This window comes from Curtobacterium sp. GD1, assembly GCF_020882855.1.
Lineage (GTDB): Bacteria > Actinomycetota > Actinomycetes > Actinomycetales > Microbacteriaceae > Curtobacterium.
The window spans coordinates 12038-30378 of the sequence record NZ_JAFEVQ010000007.1 but is presented as its reverse complement, the minus strand read 5'-3'; the positions used below and the strand labels follow the sequence as shown (position 1 = coordinate 30378).

18 protein-coding genes are annotated in these 18341 nt (G+C 74.0%); 5 read left to right on the top strand and 13 right to left on the bottom strand.

Annotation, left to right across the window (positions count from 1 at the left end; translation table 11 throughout):
* Positions 1-12: 12 nt before the first annotated feature.
* The 3 genes from JSX79_RS05375 to JSX79_RS05365 form a co-directional block, all read right to left on the bottom strand.
* Complete coding sequence (locus tag JSX79_RS05375) at positions 13-879, bottom strand: L,D-transpeptidase (protein WP_229085382.1); 867 nt, start codon at positions 877-879, stop codon at positions 13-15.
* Positions 880-956: 77 nt separating this feature from the next.
* Positions 957-2762 carry a phosphatase PAP2 family protein gene (locus JSX79_RS05370; protein ID WP_229085381.1) on the bottom strand — a complete coding sequence of 602 codons (1806 nt, stop codon included), beginning with the start codon at positions 2760-2762 and terminating at the stop codon, positions 957-959.
* A 114-nt stretch (positions 2763-2876) separates the two neighbouring features.
* Positions 2877-3764: a CPBP family intramembrane glutamic endopeptidase gene (locus JSX79_RS05365; protein WP_229085380.1), complete on the bottom strand. Its 888-nt coding sequence runs from the start codon at positions 3762-3764 to the stop codon at positions 2877-2879.
* 22 nt (positions 3765-3786) lie between these two features.
* Between JSX79_RS05365 and JSX79_RS05360 the strand changes: the two genes are divergently transcribed.
* A complete protein-coding gene (locus tag JSX79_RS05360; protein WP_071294437.1) occupies positions 3787-4476 on the top strand; it encodes a metal-dependent transcriptional regulator in 690 nt (229 codons plus the stop codon).
* Positions 4477-4865: 389 nt separating this feature from the next.
* Here JSX79_RS05360 and JSX79_RS05355 read toward each other — a convergent pair whose 3' ends face one another.
* Complete coding sequence (locus JSX79_RS05355) at positions 4866-6158, bottom strand: sodium:proton exchanger (protein ID WP_229085379.1); 1293 nt, start codon at positions 6156-6158, stop codon at positions 4866-4868.
* Positions 6159-6573: 415 nt separating this feature from the next.
* A complete protein-coding gene (locus JSX79_RS05350; RefSeq protein ID WP_229085378.1) occupies positions 6574-7218 on the bottom strand; it encodes a HEAT repeat domain-containing protein in 645 nt (214 codons plus the stop codon).
* Between the two features lie 105 nt (positions 7219-7323).
* On the opposite strand from JSX79_RS05350, the gene JSX79_RS05345 reads away from it, so the two are divergent.
* The gene (locus JSX79_RS05345; protein WP_229085377.1) at positions 7324-8277 is read left to right on the top strand and encodes an aldo/keto reductase; all 954 of its coding nucleotides are present in this window, start codon (positions 7324-7326) and stop codon (positions 8275-8277) included.
* 83 nt (positions 8278-8360) lie between these two features.
* On the opposite strand, the gene JSX79_RS18615 is transcribed toward JSX79_RS05345, so the two are convergent.
* Both JSX79_RS18615 and pyrE read right to left on the bottom strand, forming a co-directional pair.
* Positions 8361-10562 carry a septum formation family protein gene (locus tag JSX79_RS18615; RefSeq protein WP_229085376.1) on the bottom strand — a complete coding sequence of 734 codons (2202 nt, stop codon included), beginning with the start codon at positions 10560-10562 and terminating at the stop codon, positions 8361-8363.
* Complete coding sequence (gene pyrE / locus JSX79_RS05335) at positions 10559-11110, bottom strand: orotate phosphoribosyltransferase (RefSeq protein ID WP_022905654.1); 552 nt, start codon at positions 11108-11110, stop codon at positions 10559-10561. The genes JSX79_RS18615 and pyrE overlap by 4 nt, the downstream gene beginning before the upstream one ends.
* Positions 11111-11197: 87 nt before the next feature.
* Between pyrE and JSX79_RS05330 the strand changes: the two genes are divergently transcribed.
* Together JSX79_RS05330 and JSX79_RS18610 are read left to right on the top strand one after the other, a co-directional pair.
* On the top strand, positions 11198-12865 hold the full coding sequence (locus tag JSX79_RS05330) for a hypothetical protein (RefSeq protein ID WP_229085375.1): 1668 nt from the start codon (positions 11198-11200) through the stop codon (positions 12863-12865).
* Positions 12866-12942: 77 nt separating this feature from the next.
* A complete protein-coding gene (locus JSX79_RS18610; RefSeq protein WP_229085374.1) occupies positions 12943-14277 on the top strand; it encodes a M23 family metallopeptidase in 1335 nt (444 codons plus the stop codon).
* Here JSX79_RS18610 and JSX79_RS05320 read toward each other — a convergent pair.
* From JSX79_RS05320 to JSX79_RS05295, 6 genes are read right to left on the bottom strand one after another with little or no spacing between them, the layout of a single operon-like run.
* Positions 14274-15107, bottom strand: a complete 834-nt coding sequence (locus tag JSX79_RS05320) for an aminoglycoside 3'-phosphotransferase (protein ID WP_229085373.1) — start codon at positions 15105-15107, stop codon at positions 14274-14276. The two genes, JSX79_RS18610 and JSX79_RS05320, sit on opposite strands and share 4 nt — an antisense overlap.
* A gap of 7 nt (positions 15108-15114) precedes the next feature.
* The gene (locus JSX79_RS05315; RefSeq protein ID WP_070417054.1) at positions 15115-15708 is read right to left on the bottom strand and encodes a hypothetical protein; all 594 of its coding nucleotides are present in this window, start codon (positions 15706-15708) and stop codon (positions 15115-15117) included.
* Positions 15705-16313 (bottom strand): hypothetical protein, encoded by a 609-nt coding sequence (locus JSX79_RS05310; RefSeq protein ID WP_092384648.1) that lies wholly within the window; start codon positions 16311-16313, stop codon positions 15705-15707. Before JSX79_RS05310 ends, JSX79_RS05315 begins: the two co-directional genes overlap by 4 nt.
* Positions 16310-16678: a hypothetical protein gene (locus JSX79_RS05305; RefSeq protein WP_092384650.1), complete on the bottom strand. Its 369-nt coding sequence runs from the start codon at positions 16676-16678 to the stop codon at positions 16310-16312. Before JSX79_RS05305 ends, JSX79_RS05310 begins: the two co-directional genes overlap by 4 nt.
* Positions 16675-16866 (bottom strand): hypothetical protein, encoded by a 192-nt coding sequence (locus JSX79_RS05300; protein ID WP_070417057.1) that lies wholly within the window; start codon positions 16864-16866, stop codon positions 16675-16677. The genes JSX79_RS05305 and JSX79_RS05300 overlap by 4 nt, the downstream gene beginning before the upstream one ends.
* Positions 16863-17309 carry an Asp23/Gls24 family envelope stress response protein gene (locus JSX79_RS05295; protein ID WP_229085372.1) on the bottom strand — a complete coding sequence of 149 codons (447 nt, stop codon included), beginning with the start codon at positions 17307-17309 and terminating at the stop codon, positions 16863-16865. Before JSX79_RS05295 ends, JSX79_RS05300 begins: the two co-directional genes overlap by 4 nt.
* 120 nt (positions 17310-17429) lie before the next feature.
* On the opposite strand from JSX79_RS05295, the gene JSX79_RS05290 reads away from it, so the two are divergent.
* A complete protein-coding gene (locus JSX79_RS05290) occupies positions 17430-18266 on the top strand; it encodes an exodeoxyribonuclease III (protein ID WP_070417058.1) in 837 nt (278 codons plus the stop codon).
* Positions 18267-18341: the final 75 nt, after the last annotated feature.

Sequence of the window (18341 nt, the reverse complement as noted above, 5' to 3'; positions counted from 1 at the left end):
CCGCTCGGCGCCCTACTCGACCGTGACGAGGGTGCCGAGCGGCAGGGCGTCCACCGCCGCCACCGCCTCGGCGTCGAGCCGCACGCAGCCGTGCGACACCGCACCCGAGGTCGTCGCGTTCCAGTGCAGCCCGATCAGCCCGCCGTCGTGCCCGCCGTACGGCTCGTCGGCCGCGCTCGAGTGCAGCGAGGTCAGCTGGATCGGGTGGTCGCCGGTCCCCTGCGCGGGGTCGACGTACCGCTGCTCGAGGTAGCCGGTGACCCCGGTCGGCGTCGGGGTGTCCGCCGTGCCGACCCCGGCGCGGAACCGCTGCACGGCCCCGCCGTCCGACGAGACGATCGACACGGACTGGTCCGTCGTCGAGATGACGACGCGGGAGGTCGGGGTCGACACCTCCCGGAGCGACGCCACCGGTACCCACGCCGAGGTCTGCGCCGCCGCCGATCCGTCGGCGGCCGAGGGCAGCTCCTGGCGCGCCGGGGTGAGGACACGCTCCCAGTCCCCGTCGCGCTCGACCCCGACGACCGTGGTGGGCTGCCGGAGGAAGTCGGAGGCGGCGAACCGCGCGACCGGTGTGGTCCGCGCCGCGCCGAACAGGGGTGCGTCGGCCCGGAGCCGGAACACGGTGTCCGAGGTGATGGTCCGGTCGAACGGCATGAGCCCGCCGATGACCGCCGAGTACTGCGCCTCCGGCAGGGCGGCGAGCGCGGCGGCCCCGACGTGCGGCACGGCCGGGGTGACGTGGGACCGCGTCGCCGACGCCGACGGGACGGGCGCCGAGGCGACCGGGGTGGACCCGAGCAACGGGACGGCGACCGCCCCGGCGAGGACGACCGCGGCAGCGACGCCGGTCGCGGTCCAGAGGGTGCGTGTGCGCATGGGGGGTGCTCCAGGGGTGACGGGAACGGGAAGGCGGCCGGCGCCGCCGCACGCGACGGACGCCGGCCGGCCCGCGATCAGCCGGAGACGACCGGCAGGTGGATGCCCGTCCCCGGGTCGGCGACGGTGCCGGTGCCGCCGCTGCCGGCTCCCGTGCCACCGGTGCCCGTGCCCGACCCGGCAGCGGCCGGGGTCACCGTGATCGCGAGCGGTGCGACGAGCGCCGAGGCGCCGGAGGCGTCGACCACGTCGATCGTGTGCGCTCCCGTGGCCGTGCCGGCCGGGATGGTGACGCTGCCGGACACCGTGCCGTCCGCCGCGACGGTGAGCGTGCCCACCGTGACCGGGGTGGAGTGCAGGACGACCCGGACCGAGGCCCCCGGGGTGAACCCGGTGCCGGCCAGCGCGAGCGACCCTCCGGCAGCGACCGAGGTGCCCTTCGGCGCCGTGAGGACGCCGGTCACGACGCGAGCGGTGCCGCCGGTCGAGAGGACCTTCGCGGAGCCGTCGGCCGACACCGCGACCGTGGCGCTCGTGGCGGCGGCGAGGTCGAGGCGCTCCCACGAGCCCGCGGCCGAATCGGACTGGTCGAGCGGGTAGCCCGACGCGATCTCGGTCTGGGCGAGCACGGCGGTGCGCTGCGCGTCGGTCAGGGTCGGGAACGCGGTGAGGAGCAGGTTCGACGCACCGGTCGGCACCGAGGGGGCGAGCCCGGTGGTGCCGGTCGCCGCGAAGCCGTAGGTCATCCGCTCGCGGTAGACCGCCGCGGCCGAGGCGCGGTCGGTGACCACCTGGGCGGTGCCACCGGGGATCGCGGCCCCGCCGTACGGGTCGTCCGAGTACGCCGTCGAGTGGGCGATGCAGTTCGCGAGCGTGTCGCCGCACTGCTGCTCGAGGTACGAGACGAGTTCCTTCCGCGCCGGCTCGAGGACCTCGGTGCGGTACTGGGTGTCCGACCAGCGGGCCGCGAGTGCCGCTTCGCCGTCGATGCGCCCGCCCATGATGTCGAGCGGGTAGTGGACGCCGAGCACGATGCGGTCGTTGCCGGCCTCGGAAGCGCGGGCGAGCAGCTCCGGCGCCAGCTCCGGCACGAGCGTGGCGAGGGTGATGCCCGCCTGGTACGCCGTGGTGGTGTGGCCGCTCGGGTACGAGCCGCCCGTGCAGATGCCGGCGGTGCCGTACCCGGGGTCGAGCACGACGTCGTTCGGCGAGAACTCGTGCGACGTGTCCGTGGCGACCGGCACCCGCGTGATGTCGAGCGTCCCGTCCGCCGATGCCCAGGCCCTGCCGGCGCGGTTCGCGGCGAGCGACGACGCGTTCACCTTCGCCGGGGCGCAGCCGGTCTGGTCGTCGGTCGCGGGCAGCGTCGCGGTGCTGCTCGCCGGCAGGTACGGCCGCGGGTAGCTGTAGTGCGCCTTCGCGTCACCCGTGCTGACGTACGCGCCGCTCGTGCCGTTCGAGGAGTTCACCACCGCCGAGGTCAGCGGCAGCTTCCCGGCGTTCCGACCCTCGACGTAGATCTTCTCGAGTGCCGGACCGAGCCCCTGCGACACCGTCATCGACTGGTCGTAGGCGGTGTTCGTGGCGTTCTGGTACTCGGAGTCCTGCAGCGCCTTCAGCTGCTGCGCCTTCGTGGCGTGCTGGTTGATCCACGAGGTCAGCCGGTCGTTCTCCGCCAGCGTCCCGGCATCGAGCACGGTGCCGTGCAGGTCGTTCGTCCCGCTCGACTTCCAGTAGTGGTCGTACCCGCTCAGCAGGGAGACGAGGTCGGGCTTGGCGGTGTCGCTCGGGTACCCCGCCGCGGTGGCGACGAGGGGCGAGCCGACGACGAGGGCGGTCGCGACGGCGGCGACGGTCACCCCGCGGAGTGCTGATCTGTGCATGCGCCGAACGCTAAGGACGGGTGGTTGCCGAGCGGGGAACGGTGCACCAAGCCGAGGTGAACCGGACCGCAGCCTGTGCGCACTCGCAGCCCCGCGCCTCCCGTCCGTCCGTCGTCAAGACACGGCGGACGGGAGGCGCGGCTCGTCGCCCAGCACCGCGTACGCCCCCATGGGCGGCACGGTCCGCCACCGGCGCCGCAGGCGGCGCGGCCGGTCGTCCCGCCACGCGATCACCCCGCCGGCGACGACCCCGAACGCGAGGACCGCGAAGGACAGCAGCCCGATCACGCCGACGACGGCGAGCTTCGACGGGTCCTGCACGTCCGTCGTCGCCGAGAGGCCGATCGCCCCGAAGTCCCAGAACGCGTGCAGCAGCCCCGGCAGCAGCAGGTTCCCGGTCAGCCGACGCGCGACGTAGAGCGTCGAACCGAACGACGCCGCGAACACGACCTGCACGAGCGTCACCCCGAGACCGGCCCCGGCGAGGGCGTTGAGCAGGTGCAGCACCCCGAACAGCGCGCACGACGCGATCCACACGCCGAACTCGGGCAGGCGCCGCCGGAGCCCCACGAGCAGGACGCCGCGGGTCATCAGCTCCTCGAAGACCCCGACGAGCAGCACCCCCACGGCGAGCAGCAGGAAGTAGCGGACCGGCAGCGCCGACCAGTCCACGAGCGGCAGCCGCACGATGCACACGACCACGATGAGGATCGGCGCCACCATCGTCCACCGCAGGCGCGTGCGCGTCGGGTCGACGGTCGCGATGCGCCACCAGCCGAGCCCGGTCACGACGAGGCAGAGTGCGACGGCGGCGATGCCCTCCGGGACGACGAGCGACCGGACGACGCTGTCCACCGTCTGTCCGAGGGTCGGGTAGTCGTCGCTCGGCCGGGCCCGCCAGGCGCTCACGGCCGCGAACACCACGAGCGGCGCGAGGCCGACGAGCAGCGACGGCGGAACGGGCCAGCGGCGGCGGCGACGGGAGGGGTCGGCGGCGGTCACCTGCCGTTTGTACCATTGGGGCATGCGCTTGCCCTCCCTGTCCACGATGGCGGAGGACTACGTGAAGCTCGTCTGGAAGGCGAGTGAGCGCGGCGGAACGGGTCTGGCCACCCGCGACATCGCCGCGGCGCTCAAGGTGTCCGCGTCGACGGTCTCGGGCAACCTCCGGAAGCTCGACCGCGACGGCCTCATCGAGCACACCCCGTACTACGGCGTCGTGCTCACCCCGCTCGGCCAGCAGGTCGCCGTGGCGATGGTCCGGCGGCACCGGCTGATCGAGACGTTCCTCGTGCAGCGGCTGGGGTACTCGTGGGACGAGGTCCACACCGAGGCCGAGGCGCTCGAGCACGCGGTGTCGGAGACCTTCCTCGACCGGGTCGACGCCGACCTCGGGCACCCGACGCACGACCCGCACGGCGACCCGATCCCCCGCGCGGACGGCACCGTGCCGGACTCCCCCGGGACCCTGCTCGGGGCCATCGAGCCCGGGGCGTGCGGCACCGTCGACCGGGTGTCCGACGACGACCCCTCGCTGCTGCGGTACTTCGACGAGCTCGGGGTCGGGCTCGGGACGCACCTGCGGGTGGAGCAGGTGCGGGACTACGCGGGCGTCATCGCGGTGTCCCGGCGGTCGTCGGACGGGTCGGAGTCCCTCGTGGACCTGCCCGCGGCGGCGGCGTCCGCGATCTGGCTCGCCCCCGACGCCGACTGACGCCCCGCGCCCGTCGCGCCGCTCGCGGCCGCGCCGCTCGCGGCCGCGCCGCTCGCAGCTGCGCCGCACCGCGGTCGCACGACATGCCGCTCACGTCCGCCGAGCGGGCACAACGTGCCGCCCGGCGACGCCGAGCGAGACGTTTTCTGCCCACTCGGCGCGCGGCCGACGGCATGTCGCGCCCGCTCGTGGGAACGCACCCACCGGACGGACGGGAGGCGCGGTGCCAGCCCGCACCGCGCCTCCCGTCCCAGCGGGCGGAATCCACCGCCGCCGACCGGGCACGACGCGCCGCCTGGCGGCGCCGAGCGTGACACATCCCGCCCACTCGGCGCACCCCCGCGCCGGCCCCGCACGCGCCGCGCGCCGGCCGCCCGCGCGCCCGCGCGTCAGCCCCGCAACACGGGGGACGACGCCCGGCGGAACGGCGCCGTGACCGTCGGCAGGATCTCCCGCCGGTTGATCCAGAACACCACGACCGCCGCCACGAGGTGCACGATGCTGAGCAACCACCGCCCGTTCGTGTCCGTCACGAAGAACTGCACCGCGAACAGCGCCGCGAGCCCGATCGCCGACCACCGGTGGAACCGCAGCGCGATGATGATCGCCACGCCGAGCACGGTCTGCGACGCGGTCAGCATGAACTCCTCGACCTGCCGACCGTCGAGCGGCAGCCCGCCCGAGGTGCCACCGCCGAGCACGTGCGCGATCGGCAGCGACCCGACGAGCAGCGACCACTGGTTGACCTTCGACGCGATGAGCGTGCCGATCGCCGCCCCACCCATCCCCCGCAGCGCGAAGAGCGCGGCGACGATGAACTCCGGCGCCTCCGTGGCGAGCGGCGCGAGCCACTGCACGAGGAAGTAGCTGTCGATCCCGAGCGCGCTGCCGGACTGCACGAGCGCGTCCGCGAACGGCTCCGCCGAGGACAGGATCACGGCCGCGGCGACGACGAACAGCGCCACGATCGTCCAGCGACGCCCACGCTGCGGCATCGAGGCGATGTTGCCCGCCATGCCGACCATCTCCTCCTCGTCGTCGTCGCCGTCCTCGACCTTCGACGCCCGCCAGAGGTACCAGACGAACGCGGCGAGCAGCACGAACCCGAACCACATCGGGATCGAGCCCATCAGCGGGATGAGGAACGCGACGAGGGCCAGGAGCGCCAGGAACCCGATGTCGAGTCGCGACGACCGTTCGAGCTCGAGCACCCGGGTGGCCGAGGCGGGGAGCGACCCGGTCCGGACGAACCGGCGCGCCACGAGCAGCGAGATGATCACGACGAGAGGCCACCCGAACCCGAGCAGCAGCCGGTTCGAGCCGGTCATGTTGGCCGCGGCGAACTGCTCGTACGAGGGGTCGTACCCGGAGCGGAACGCGTAGTACAGGTCGACCGCGTACTCGGGCAGCACGGCGATCAGGGCGAGGATCGCGATCGCGAGGGCGCCGGCGATGTCCTTCTGCGCGGCCTCGGCAGCCCAGGCGAGCAGGAACGAGGCGGCGACGACGGCACCGCCGAAGACGAGCAGGTCGACGACGGGGTTCGGCGCGAACCCGCCGATCCGGAAGACGACGGCGGGCAGGGCGATGGCGATGCAGATCGCGATGCGGCCCCAGGCGCTGGCGCCCATCCGGGACGCCACGACGCCGGGCGTCGGAGCAGGAGACAGGGTGTCGGTCATGGTGGTCCTCGTGGTCGAGCCATGACGCTGCACACACTCGAGCGGCTTCGGCCATGGCGGAACGGCCGAAGGTCTCGCTCGCCTCGAGGGCCACGTGCACCGGGCCGATCGTCGTGATGGCCAGTGTGTCGATGCACGCGCTGGGAGCTACTCCCCTTCGCCACCCACCTTGGCGCGCTCCGATCCGCGTGCGCAAGCCGATCGGGCCTGTTCGGCATCCCGAATCCCGGTGTTCCCCGACCCGCCCCGGAACGGCCTGGAGGCGCGGGGCGGCCCCGCCCCGCGCCTCCCGTCCGTCATCGGGTCGCGCCCACCGCGTTTCGTGCGCAGAAATGGTCGGGTCGCCCCCGCCAACTCGACCGTTTCTGCTCACGAAACGACGCGGCGCCGCGCGCGACGCCGCGCCCCGCGCGCGCTACCCCTTCGCGGATCGGGTACGGCCGAGGGCGACCTCGCGGCGGGCGCGCTCGACGGCGAGGGCACTCGCGGCGTCCGGGTCGCGGAGCAGGCGGTCGACCTCGGCCACGTGCGCACGGACGTCGTCCGCACCGCGCGCCGAGGCGTCGTCGAGGACCGGTCGCACCGCGTCCTCGCCGAGTGCGACCAGGGCGCGGGACAGACTGAGCCGGGTCTCCTGGTCGCCACGGCCGAGGTGCTCCGCGAGCGTCCGGGCGAGGGCGTCCCGCTCGGCGTCCGGGACGAGTGCGGCCGCGGTGCGCCAGGCTGCTCGGAGGACCCCGACGTCGGAGTCCCGCAGCAGGGGCCGCACCGACGGCCAGACCGCGGGGTCGCCGATCTTCGAGAGCGTGTGCAGCGCCTGGCTCCGGGCCTGCGGCAGCGGTCGGTCGAGCTCGGGCAGCACCCGACGGACGACCGCGTCGGCGGGGAGCCGGATGAGCGCCCACGTGAGCATGTCGCGGACGAAGAAGTCCGGCTCGACGGCGCACTGCTCCACCAGCACGTCGAGGTCCGCCGGGTCCGGGTGCGTCCCCGCTGCCATGACGGCGCGGAGGCGGACGGACGAGCGCGGGTCGGCGAGTGCGGTGGTGAGCGCGGACATGGCCCCATGCAAGCGCACCGTCCTGCGTGACGTCCGGAGACCGCCCGCCAAGGGTCGAGGCATAGCGTGGGCGGGTTCGTTCGACACGACCACGAAAGGATCCCCATGCCCCGCATCGGTACCAGTGACCTCACGGTGTTCCCCCTCGCCCTCGGCGGCAACGTCTTCGGTTGGACGGCCGACGAGCAGACCTCCCACCAGGTGCTCGACGCCTACACCGCGGCCGGCGGCGACTTCGTCGACACCGCGGACGTCTACTCCGCCTGGGCCCCCGGGAACTCCGGCGGCGAGTCCGAGCAGGTCATCGGCTCGTGGTTCGCGAAGTCCGGCAAGCGCGACGACGTCGTCATCGCCACGAAGGTCTCCCAGCACCCGCAGTTCCAGGGCCTCTCCGCCACGAACGTCGCCGCGGCCGCACGCGCGAGCCTCGAGCGCCTCGGCACCGACCGGATCGACCTGTACTACGCGCACTTCGACGACGAGTCGACCCCGCTCGAGGAGACCGTGCGCGCGTTCGACCAGCTCGTGCGCGATGGTCTCGTCCGGTACACGGCCATCTCGAACTACTCGAAGGAGCGTGCGGCGGAGTGGATCCGCATCGCGCGGGAGAACGACCTCGCCCTGCCCGTCGCGATCCAGCCGCACTACAACCTGGTCACCCGCGAGCCGTACGAGTCGGACATCGCTCCCCTGGCCGCCACCGAGCACCTCGGGGTCGTGCCGTACTTCTCGCTCGCCGCGGGCTTCCTCACCGGCAAGTACCGCACGAAGGAGGACTTCGCCGGCAAGGACCGCGAGGGCCAGGTCTCCGGCTACTTCAACGAGGCGGGACTCGCGGTGGTCGACGCGCTCGCCACGATCGCCCAGGACCGCGGCACCGAGGTCGCGACGGTCGCCCTCGCGTGGCTGCAGGCGCAGCCGGACGTCGTCGCGCCGATCGCCAGCGCACGCAACACCGAGCAGCTGCCGGCACTGCTGGCGTCGGCGGAGCTGGAGCTCAGCGCCGACGAGCTGCGGACCCTCTCCGACGTGTCGGGGAAGGTGTCGGCCGCGGCCTGACACCGGCGCGGTCGACCCGGGACGACATCATCGACGTCGTACGACCTCGGTGATGTCGTTCCGGGTCCGCCCGGCCCGACCCCTCACGCGCTCGGCGCGACCGACCCCGTCATGGTTTCGCCCGACGACCGGGTGACGAAGCACGAGATGAACGTGTCCCCCTGGTCCCACGTCGCCTGGTCGGGCGCGTAGGACCCCTGCACCTGCACGTCCCCGTACGCCGCCGCGGCCGAGGCGTTCAACGCCGCCGAGGTCTGGCACTGCTCGGCCGCCTGGGCCGCGAGCGCGTCCGGCCCGGGCCACTGGTTCGCCGAGACGGGCAGCCGCGCGGTGAGCTGGGCGACGTGCGGCGTCTGGCAGTCGACGACCGTGTAGGTCTGGGCCCACGCGTTCGTGAACGGCGACAGGCACTCCCCGCCGGCGAGGTCGGTCCACGCGTGCTCGCCGGGGGTCGCCGGCGTCGTCGCGAACTGCAGCGTCTCGAGCGAGGTCGATGCCGACGAGGGCTGCGACGCTGCGGCGGACGGCGTCTCCTTCGGGGTCGCCGCCGCCGAGGCCGCCGAGGTCGACGTCGGCGCTGGCGTGCGCTCCTCGATCGAGTTGCCGAGGATCCACCGCGTCAGCGCGAACACGGCGACGAGCAGCACGACGATGAGCGCGACCGAACCCCAGATGAGCAGCCGCTTCCCGCGCTGTCCCTCGTTCCGGAGCTTCGCGAAGCCCTCGTTGATGAAGTTGTCGCGGTCACCCCCGCCCGCGGAGGCCGACGGCACCGGCGCCACGGGTGGCACGGGCGTGCGCTCGGGCGCGGGTGCGTGCGCCGGCGTGGCACCGACGGCCGGCATCATGCGCGTTCCGGTGTCGTGCGGGTCGTACCCCGTCCCACCGAGCTGCCCGACCGCCTCGGTCCCGAAGAGGTCCTTGATCGCACTCGTGTCGCTGGTCTCGCGACCGTCCCACTCGGACTGGTCGAGGTCGTCCGGCGCGGCGGCCGGGAGCGGTGCCGGCTCGTCGCGCTGCGGCGCCGGCTCGTGACCGCGGATGCCCATCACGGCGTCGAGGTCCTGCCCGACCGCCGGAGGCAGGTGCGCGGGGTACGCGCTCGGCTCCGCCTCGGACGCGGCCGGTTCGACCAGCGGCGGGGCAGCCGTCGGCGGCACGGTGCCGTCCGGCTCGGCCCACCACGGGCCGCCGGCGACCGGCAGCGCCGTGGTCGGTTCGTCGGCCTGGAGGCGCGGCTCGTCCTCCGGCGCCTCCGTCGCGCCGTCGAGGTGCCCGGGCTCCACCGCCGTGGTCGGCTCGACGACGGGCGTCCCGCCGACCGGGGTCGGCAGCGCACCCGCGACGACGTCGTCGTCCGAGTCGTCCGGGTCGTCCGAGTCGTCCGAGTCGTCCGCCAGGCTCCACGAGCCACCGGCCAGCGCCGTCGTGTCGAACGCGTTCGTGGTCAGGGTCGCCGGCACCTCGCCGGCCTCGTCGTCGCGGATCGCCCAGTCGAACGGGCGCTCCTGCCCGCCGGTGCCCTCGCCCTCGCCGTCGGCGATGCGGAGCAGCTCCGTGAAGCTCGGCGGTTCGTCGGTGGCCGGCAGGACGTTCTCCACGCCGACCGGCTGCGGCACGACGGGGAACGCAGGGGCAGCGGGCGCGTCGGCCGGCTGCGAGCCCGTGGCCCGACCGAGCCAGTCGACGTCCTCGCGTCCGGCGCCGAACGGGTCGGTGCGGCGCCGCTCCTCGTCGATCGCACGGTTCTCGGCCGCACGCTGGTCGCGGTGGGACTGGGCGGTCGGCAGGCTGATCGACGACGGGTGCGGAGCGGTCGACGACGGCGGGACCGGGGCCGCTGCGGGGATCCGGTCGGAGAGCGTGGCCCGCTCGGCCTCGGCGTCGGCCTGGGGGTTCTCGGACGGTGCCTCGAGCTGCTCGGGCATCGAGATCGCCTGCGTGGAGTCGTCCTCGGCGGACGACGCGGACGACGCGGACGACGCGGGCGAGGCGGGCGAGGCGGACGACGCGGGGGTCACGGGCTCGTCGGACACCACCGGCTCGAACGGGTCCGGCAGGGGTGCGCCGGTCTCGCGCGCGGTCTTCTCCGCCTCGCGCCGCTCACGGCGCGAGGGCCAGTCGTCCGCGCCCCGCGGCGCACCGAAGATGTCGGCGGCACTGCGGAGACCGTGGAACGGAGCGTCCGGGGCGGAGTCGCGCCGTGCCTCCAGTCCGTCGTCCCCGTCTGCGGGACCGGCGGTCTGGTCGGGCTCGTGCGCGTCGTCCGGACGCTCCTCGGTCACGCGCTCAGCCCCAGATCAGCCAGCCCGATCGCCGCGAAGTACGGGTACCCGGCAGCCTCGATCTTCTCCTTCGCGCCGGTGTCGCGGTCGACGACGACGGCCACGGCGGCGATGATCGCGCCCTCGCGCTCGAGTGCCTCGGCGGCCTTGAGCGGCGAGCCGCCCGTCGTCGAGGTGTCCTCGAGCACGATCACGCGCTTGCCGGCGAGGTCCGGCCCCTCGACCTGCTTGCCGCGGCCGTGGTCCTTCGGCTCCTTGCGCACGACGAATGCGTCGTAGGCGAGTCCGCGGGCGGCGGCCTGGTGCAGCACGGCGCTCGCGATGGGGTCGGCGCCCATGGTCAGTCCGCCCACGGCGGCGACGTCCGGCACCTGGCCGATGAGGTCGGTCATCACCTGACCGATGAGCGGGGCGACACGGTGGTCCAGGCTCACCTTGCGGAGGTCGATGTAGTACGTCGCCTTCTTCCCGCTGGTGAGGGTGAAGTCTCCGTGGAACACCGCTTCGTCCGTGATGAACTGGATGAGCTGGTCGCGCGCGTCGGTCACAGCCCACAAGGGTAGCCGGTCGTCCCCGCAGCGCGCTGCCCCGTGTGGGTGGGGTGCGCTGCGAGCCACGCTCGGTACGCTCCGGTCATGTCCTCCGACGCGCGCCCGGTCAGCGAGGTCGTGCGTCCGACAGGCGGCTCGCGGTGGCGCGCGCGACGGCTCGCGGTCGGCCAGGAGGCGCTGGGCGCCCTGGTCGCGCTGGCCCTGGCCGTCATCGCCCTGCGCCACGTCGTCGCGACCTCCAGGGTCGCCCTGCTCTGGTACGACGGGGACTCGGTGCTGCTGCCGCTCGTCGAACGGTCGATGCAGCTCGGGCAGCCGTTCGAGTGGGCGATGTCCCCGGCGCTGTTCTTCTTCCCGGAGCTGCCGGTCTACCTCCTCTGCTCCGTCGTGACTGCCACGCCGCAGCAGGCGCTCGCGCTGAACGGCGTCCTCGTACTGCTCGCCGTGTACGCGCTCGTCCGGGCCGCGGCGAACGAGCTCATGCCGGCGGCCCGGCGGTCGGCCCGGATCGCGGTGTCCGCGGTCGCCCTCGGGTTCGTGACGCTCCTGGTGCTCACCGAGTCGTCGGCCACCGCGACCTCGTTGGAGCTCGCGTCCCTGCTCCCCACGACGACGTACTACTACGGCGCGGTGCTGGCGATGCTCGGCACCGCGGTGCTCGTGCTCCGTGCGGTGCGGCTCGGGCGGGCGTCCGTCACGGTCCTCGTCGTGCTCGGCCTCGTCGCCGCGTGCACGACGGCGTCGAACCCGCTGTACGTCCCGTGGTCGGCCGCCCCGGTCGTCGTGACCCTCGTGCTCCTGGCACTCGCCCGCCGGCTCCCGTGGCGTCCGGTCGGGCTCCTCGCCGCGACGCTTACCCTCGGGTCCGTCGTCGGGTACCTGCTGCGGATCCCGCTGCGGCCGTTCGTGTCCCTCGACCCGTCGACCTACGTCCAGCCGTCGCGGGCCGGCGAGACGCTCGGGTTCTTCGCCGCACTCACCGACGACCGCGCGGGGTCGGCGGCGGGCGACGCGGGGCTGCTCCTGCTGCTCGTGGGGGTGCTCCTGTCGGTCGGCGGCACCGTCTGGGCATGGCGGGTCCGGACCTCGCGGACCGTCCTCGTCGCCGCAGCGCTCCCGCTCGTCACCGTCGTGGCGGTGTCGGTCGGGGTCGTCGTCGCGGGTTCGGAGACCCCGCGGTACCTCGAGCCGATCGTGACGGCACCGCTGCTCGCCCTGGTCGCGGTCGCCGAGCTCGCCCGCACCGCCGTCCGCCGGACCCAGGTGCACCGGCCGCGACGCGGCATCCGGGCCGTGCTCGCCCTCGCGGCCGCCGGGGTGCTGCTCGCCGGGATCGCCACCGCACCGAGCACCGCCCGCGCGGTCGCACAGGCCCGCTACGACCCGGCGGCCTGCCTCGACCGCTGGGCCGACGGGCGGGACGTCGTCGGGGTCGGGCAGTTCTGGACGGTCCGCCCACTCGCCACGTACGCGTCCACGAACGTGCAGCTGTTGCAGGTGCGGGACACGTTCGCGACCTACCCGTGGCTCGTCGACCTGGGGGCCTACCGCGATGCCACGCCGACCTTCGTGGTGATCGGGTCCGGCGACGTCTGGACGACCGCCGTCGAGGACTCGCTCGGCCCGCCCGCGACGATCACCCACTGCACCGGGTTCGACGTGTACGACTACGCCGGGACGTCGGGCGCCGCCGTCCTGCAGCGGGACGTCGTCGACAGTGCCGATGCCGTCCGGCGGGAACGCGGCTTCTGAACGCCCGCCCTGCGAAGTTGTCCACAGCCGCGCGGCGACGGCCGATCGTGCCTGAACGGATGTATAGGCTCGTGCCCGTGACTCGTCCCACCAGCCACTCCCGTCCCCGTGCCGCCGTCCGACTCCGTCTCGCCGCCACCGGCCTCGCGCTCGCGGGCCTCGTCGGCACGGTGGTGTTCGACGCGCCGGTGGCGAGCGCGGCGACCTACCCCTCGTGGGACGAGGTCATGGCCGCGCGCGGGCAGGAGTCCGACAAGCAGGACCAGATCACCGAGATCCGCGGCATCATCTCCGGGCTGTCGAGCAAGGTGAAGGCGGCCGAGGCCGAGGCCGAGCGCCTCGGCACCGAGTTCTTCGATGCGCAGAGCGAAGCGCAGGACGCCGCCGAGAAGGAACAGCGGCTCCGCGCCGACGCCGACGACCACGCCGAGGTCGCCGAGCAGAGCGCCGCCCAGGCGGGGCAGTTCGCCGCCCAGATGGCCCGGTCCGGGGGCGCCGACGTCACCGCGTCCGTGATCTCCGGCGGCCAGGACGCCAGCGACCTCCTCTACAACCTCGGTGCGCTCAGCAAGCTCTCCGAGCAGGCCGAACGCGTCGAGGCCGCAGCCACCGCCGACGCCGCCGTCGCCCGGTCCCTCACCGCCCAGGCCGACCGTGCGTCCGAGGCGCTCGACGACCTCGCTGCCGAGGCCGAGCGCCGCATGCAGGCCTCCCAGGCCGCGGCGGACAAGGTGCAGGCCGCCTACGACGAACAGCAGACCAACAAGGCACGGCTCGACGCCCAGCTCGCGACGCTGACCTCCGGCCGGGTCCGGACCGAGGCCGAGTTCGCCAAGGGCGAGGCCGTGCGCAAGGCGGCGGAGGAGAAGGCCGCGCGCGAGGCCTACCTCCGGGCCATCGCCGCGCAGAACGCCGCGAACGCGGCCAACGCCGGCAGCGGCGGGGGTGGCGGTACCGGCAGCAGCGGCTCGGGTTCCAGCGGTTCGCCGGGGTCCGGCTCGGGGACCGGGTGGGTCCGTCCGGCCAGCGGGTACGTGATCAGCCCGTACGGGTACCGCGTGCACCCGATCTACGGCACCGTCATCAAGCACGACGGCGCCGACCTCGCGAGCGGGTGCTCGACGCCCATCGTCGCGGCGGCCGCCGGCACGGTCGACTACGCCGGCTGGTACGGCGGGTACGGCAACTACGTGCGGATCAGCCACGGCGGCGGGGTCCAGACGGCATACGGGCACATCGTGAACGGCGGGTTCCGGGTCAGCCCCGGCCAGCAGGTGTCGGCCGGGCAGCTGATCGCGCTCGTCGGCTCCACCGGCAACTCGACCGGCTGCCACACGCACTTCGAGGTCCACGTGAACGGCGCCACGGTCGACCCGGTGCCGTTCATGCAGGCGCGGGGCGTGGCCTTCTAGCCGTCCCGTCGGGCATCCGGTCCGGCGCTCGTCCCGTGGGCGGTCTCCGTGCCGGAGGCGGTCTCGATGCCGTCGTCGTCCAGGTTCCACAGCGCCCGGTACCAGGCCGTCCGCTCCTCGTCGACGGGCAGCCCGTACGCCTCGTGGAAGAGTCCGTCCCACCCGGGGCCGTAGTTCCACCCGAGCGCCATCGTCGCCACGCCCAGGTCCGCCCAGCGGTCGGCGATGCCGAGGGCGTCGAGGTCGACGTGCCCGGCGAACCGGCCGTCCGCGCCGATCAGGGTGTTCGGCGTGCACGGGTCGCCGTGGCACACCACCACGCGGTCCACGGGCGGCTCCGGACCGAGCGCCTCGGGGTCGGCACCGGCAGCGCGGGCCCGTCCGGCCCGCTGCACGGTGGACCACTCGAACGGGCAGTCGAGCACGGGCAGGGTGTCGTGCAGCGCCCGCAGTCCCTCGCCGGCCGCGATCACGGCCGTGCGCGGTTCGTCGTGCCACCGGGGGTCGACCGCGCTCCACCCCGGCAGCGCGCGGGTGCGGAGCCAGGCCCCCTCGTCGTCGACCCCGTGGTCGAGGAGCTCCGGGACCCGCGCGTACCGGGAGGCCCAGGTCAGGCGTGCGGCCTCGCCGACGATCCACGGCGCGTAGGCGTGCGGGAGCACCTTGACGTACTCCTCGGCCAGGCCGTCCGCACCGATGCGGAACGTCCGGCCACCGATCTCGTTGACCCACACGGCCTGCACCGGACGACCCCGTGCAGCGCCACGGACGACCGCGGGCACCGCGACGGCACCCCGCGCACGGGACAGTCCGTCGATCGAGCGCGGCATGCCGACCTCAGTGCACCCGGTCCGTGCGGCCGGAGCCCGCACCGCCCCGGGCGATCTCGAGCAGGACCGGCAGACGGTCCCCGAGCAGGGCGTCCAGGTCGGCGACGATGTCCTCCACCCCGGTCGTGATGTCGCGCGGCGAGGCTCCGCGACGGGGTCGGACGCGGATCCGGATCGCCCGGCTGCCCCGGACCCGGAACACATCGACCGCGAGCGAGCCCACCTGCGGCATGGCACCGATCGCCGACGACAGCGCGTGCTGCACCGCGGCGGCGTCGATCCGGACCGAACCGGCGACCCCGCCGGCGGACCCGTCGTCCTCGACCACGGTGCCGACCCGACCGCCACCGAGCGTCGACAGCACCACGATCGCCAGGACCCCGAGCACCACCGCACCGCCGAGGACCCAGGTCCACGCCGTCACCGAGGCCTCGCGCGGGGCATCCGCGCCCAGGGCGTCGAGCACGCCGGCACGCTCGTGCCACGCCGTGGCCGCCCACGGCAGCGTCTGGACGAGGATCGCCCCGACGCCGAGCACGAGCAGCGCGAGTCCGACCAGCACGAGCGCCGTCCGTCCGACGACGCGGTTCGTGGCGTTCATCCGTCCACCCGTCCGGTCGGCTGCACGCGGACCCGCGCGGTGACGCCGGGCTGCGCGTCGATCGCGGCGAACTCCGCGGTCACGGCGTCGGTCGCGGCGACCGCGGGGACGTCGGCCCCCGCGGGCGGGCGGAGCACGACGTCGACCGTCCGACGGCCGACGGTGCCGACGGCCGCGTCAGGACCGAGCCGGGTGGCCGACCGTGCGGCCCGCGCGGCGGCCGATGCGAGCACCTCGTCGTCGACGACCACGGCGAGCCGCGACGACGACATCGCGTGCCGGGGCCGACGCTGCGGCAGGAGGCCCTGCGCGAGGAACACGAGACCGACCAGGGCGACGATCGCCGCGATGCCGACCACGACGGTCGCGTCGAGCCCGCGGGGCGCCCGGGCGGCGGCGTCCACGACCGCACGGGGATCGACACCGAGCGCACGCTGGTCGAGGAACACGAGTGCGGCGGCGAACACGGCGGCCGCGGCGAGCACGAGGGTGACGAGCATCGCGACGACGACCGCTCCCGACCGCGAGGCGTTCGTCTCGCGGCGGACGATCCGGCGGTACACCCGGTCGTGGGTCGGGCCGGCCGGCAGGGAACGCTCGGTCACCGGACCCTCCTCGGGGTGTCGACGACGGACGACGAGAACGTCACGGTCACCCGTTCGACCTGTCGGCCGGTGATGGTGCGGAGCCGCTCGGCGATCGTGCCGCGGGCGCGGTGCGCCGAGGTGGTGACGGGTTCGTCGGGGACCGCGTGGCTCCCCAGCGCGGGGACGGCGAGCGGTGCGGTGATCTCGACCGCCAGCCCACCGCGGCCGTCGTCGGCGACCCGGGCACGTGCCTCCTGGAACGGCACCCGGAGCGCTTCCGCAGCGACCGCCTGCGCGGTGTGCACGAGGGCTGCCGAACCGATCCGGTCGGAGCCGGGGACCCGTCCGCCGCTGCCGGGACCGGCGACGGCGGGCGTGCTCACGACGAGCTCCGGCGTCCGCGCAGCACGTCGAGGAGTCGGCGCACGTCGACGTCGCCGGTGACGATGCGGGCGACGATCCCGCCCACGAGCATGCAGACGGCGACCACGACGAACGCCCAGGCACCGAGCGTCACGGCGACGATCGCGAGCAGTGCGCCGACGCCCATGCCGACGACGGTGGCGTTCACCGGACGCGGCCCTCGGCGTCGTCGACGACACCGTTGAGGGCGGGGATGTTCACGTCGTTGATGGCGATGTTGACCTCGGTGACCTCGAGCCCGACGAGCTCGGTGACCGCGGTCGTGACGGCCGTGCGCACCGCGGTGGCGACGTCCATCATCGGCGTCGGGTAGTCCACGACGATCGTCAGGTCGACCGCGACCTGCGTCTCGCCGACCTCGACGCGGACGCCCTGGCCGAGCGCGCTCGAGCCGATCGCGTCACGGATCGCGCCGAACGCCCGGGCCGCGTTGCCGCCGAGCGCGAAGACGCCGGGGACGTCCCGGGCGGCGATGCCGGCGACCTTCGCGACGACCGTGTCGTCGATGATCGTCCGGCCCTTGGTGGTGACCTGCGTCGTCGTGGTGCCGGTCGTCGCGGTCCCGTCGACGCGGTTCGTCGTCGATGCCATGAGTGCCTCCGATGCAGTCTCGTCCTGTGATCCAGCGAACACCATCGTGCCGTGCACCGCCCGGGAGCACGGTCCGGCACGCGGAGCCCCGCCGGGCCGGCGCACGGTAGGTTCGGACCCATGCGCGTGGCGACCTGGAACGTGAACTCCGTCCGCACCCGAGTGGGTCGGATCGTCGACTGGCTGGTGCGCGAGGACGTCGACGTCCTCGGCATGCAGGAGATCAAGTGCAAGCCGGAGCAGTTCCCGGTCGAGGCGTTCGAGGCCGCTGGCTACCAGGTCGAGGCGCACGGCCTGAACCAGTGGAACGGGGTGGCCTTCGCGAGCCGACTCCCGCTCGAGGACGTCACCCGCGACTTCCCCGGCCAGCCCGGGTTCCTCAAGGGGCACGAGGGCCCCGACCTCCCGGTGGAGGCCCGCGCCCTCGGTGTCACGGTCGACGGCGTCCGCCTGTGGAGCCTCTACGTGCCGAACGGGCGCGAGGTCGGCGACCCGCACTACACGTACAAGCTCGACTGGCTCGGGCAGTTGGCCGACCGCACCTCGGAGTGGCTCACGGCGCACCCCGAGCAGCCGCTCGCGCTGATGGGCGACTGGAACGTGGCGCCGCTCGACTCCGACGTGTGGGACGTCTCGGTCTTCGAGGGGCACACGCACGTCACCGAACCCGAGCGCGCGGCCTTCCGGGAGTTCGAGGCGCGTGGGCTGCAGGACGTCGTCCGCCCGATCGTGCCGGACGGCTACACCTACTGGGACTACAAGTCCCTGCGCTTCCCCCGCAACGAGGGCATGCGCATCGACTTCATCATGGGCTCGCAGGCGTTCTCGGACGTCGTGACGGACGCCCGCATCCACCGCGACGAGCGGAAGGGCGACGCGCCGAGCGACCACGTCCCGGTGTCGGTCGACCTCGACCTCGAGACCTCGCTCGACGACGACCGGCCGATGATCTTCTGACGCCTTCTGTTACTCCCCGCGTCCGCCCTCGTTGAGCGGGGCCGACCCAGCGACGTACGTTGCCTGCACCGAACC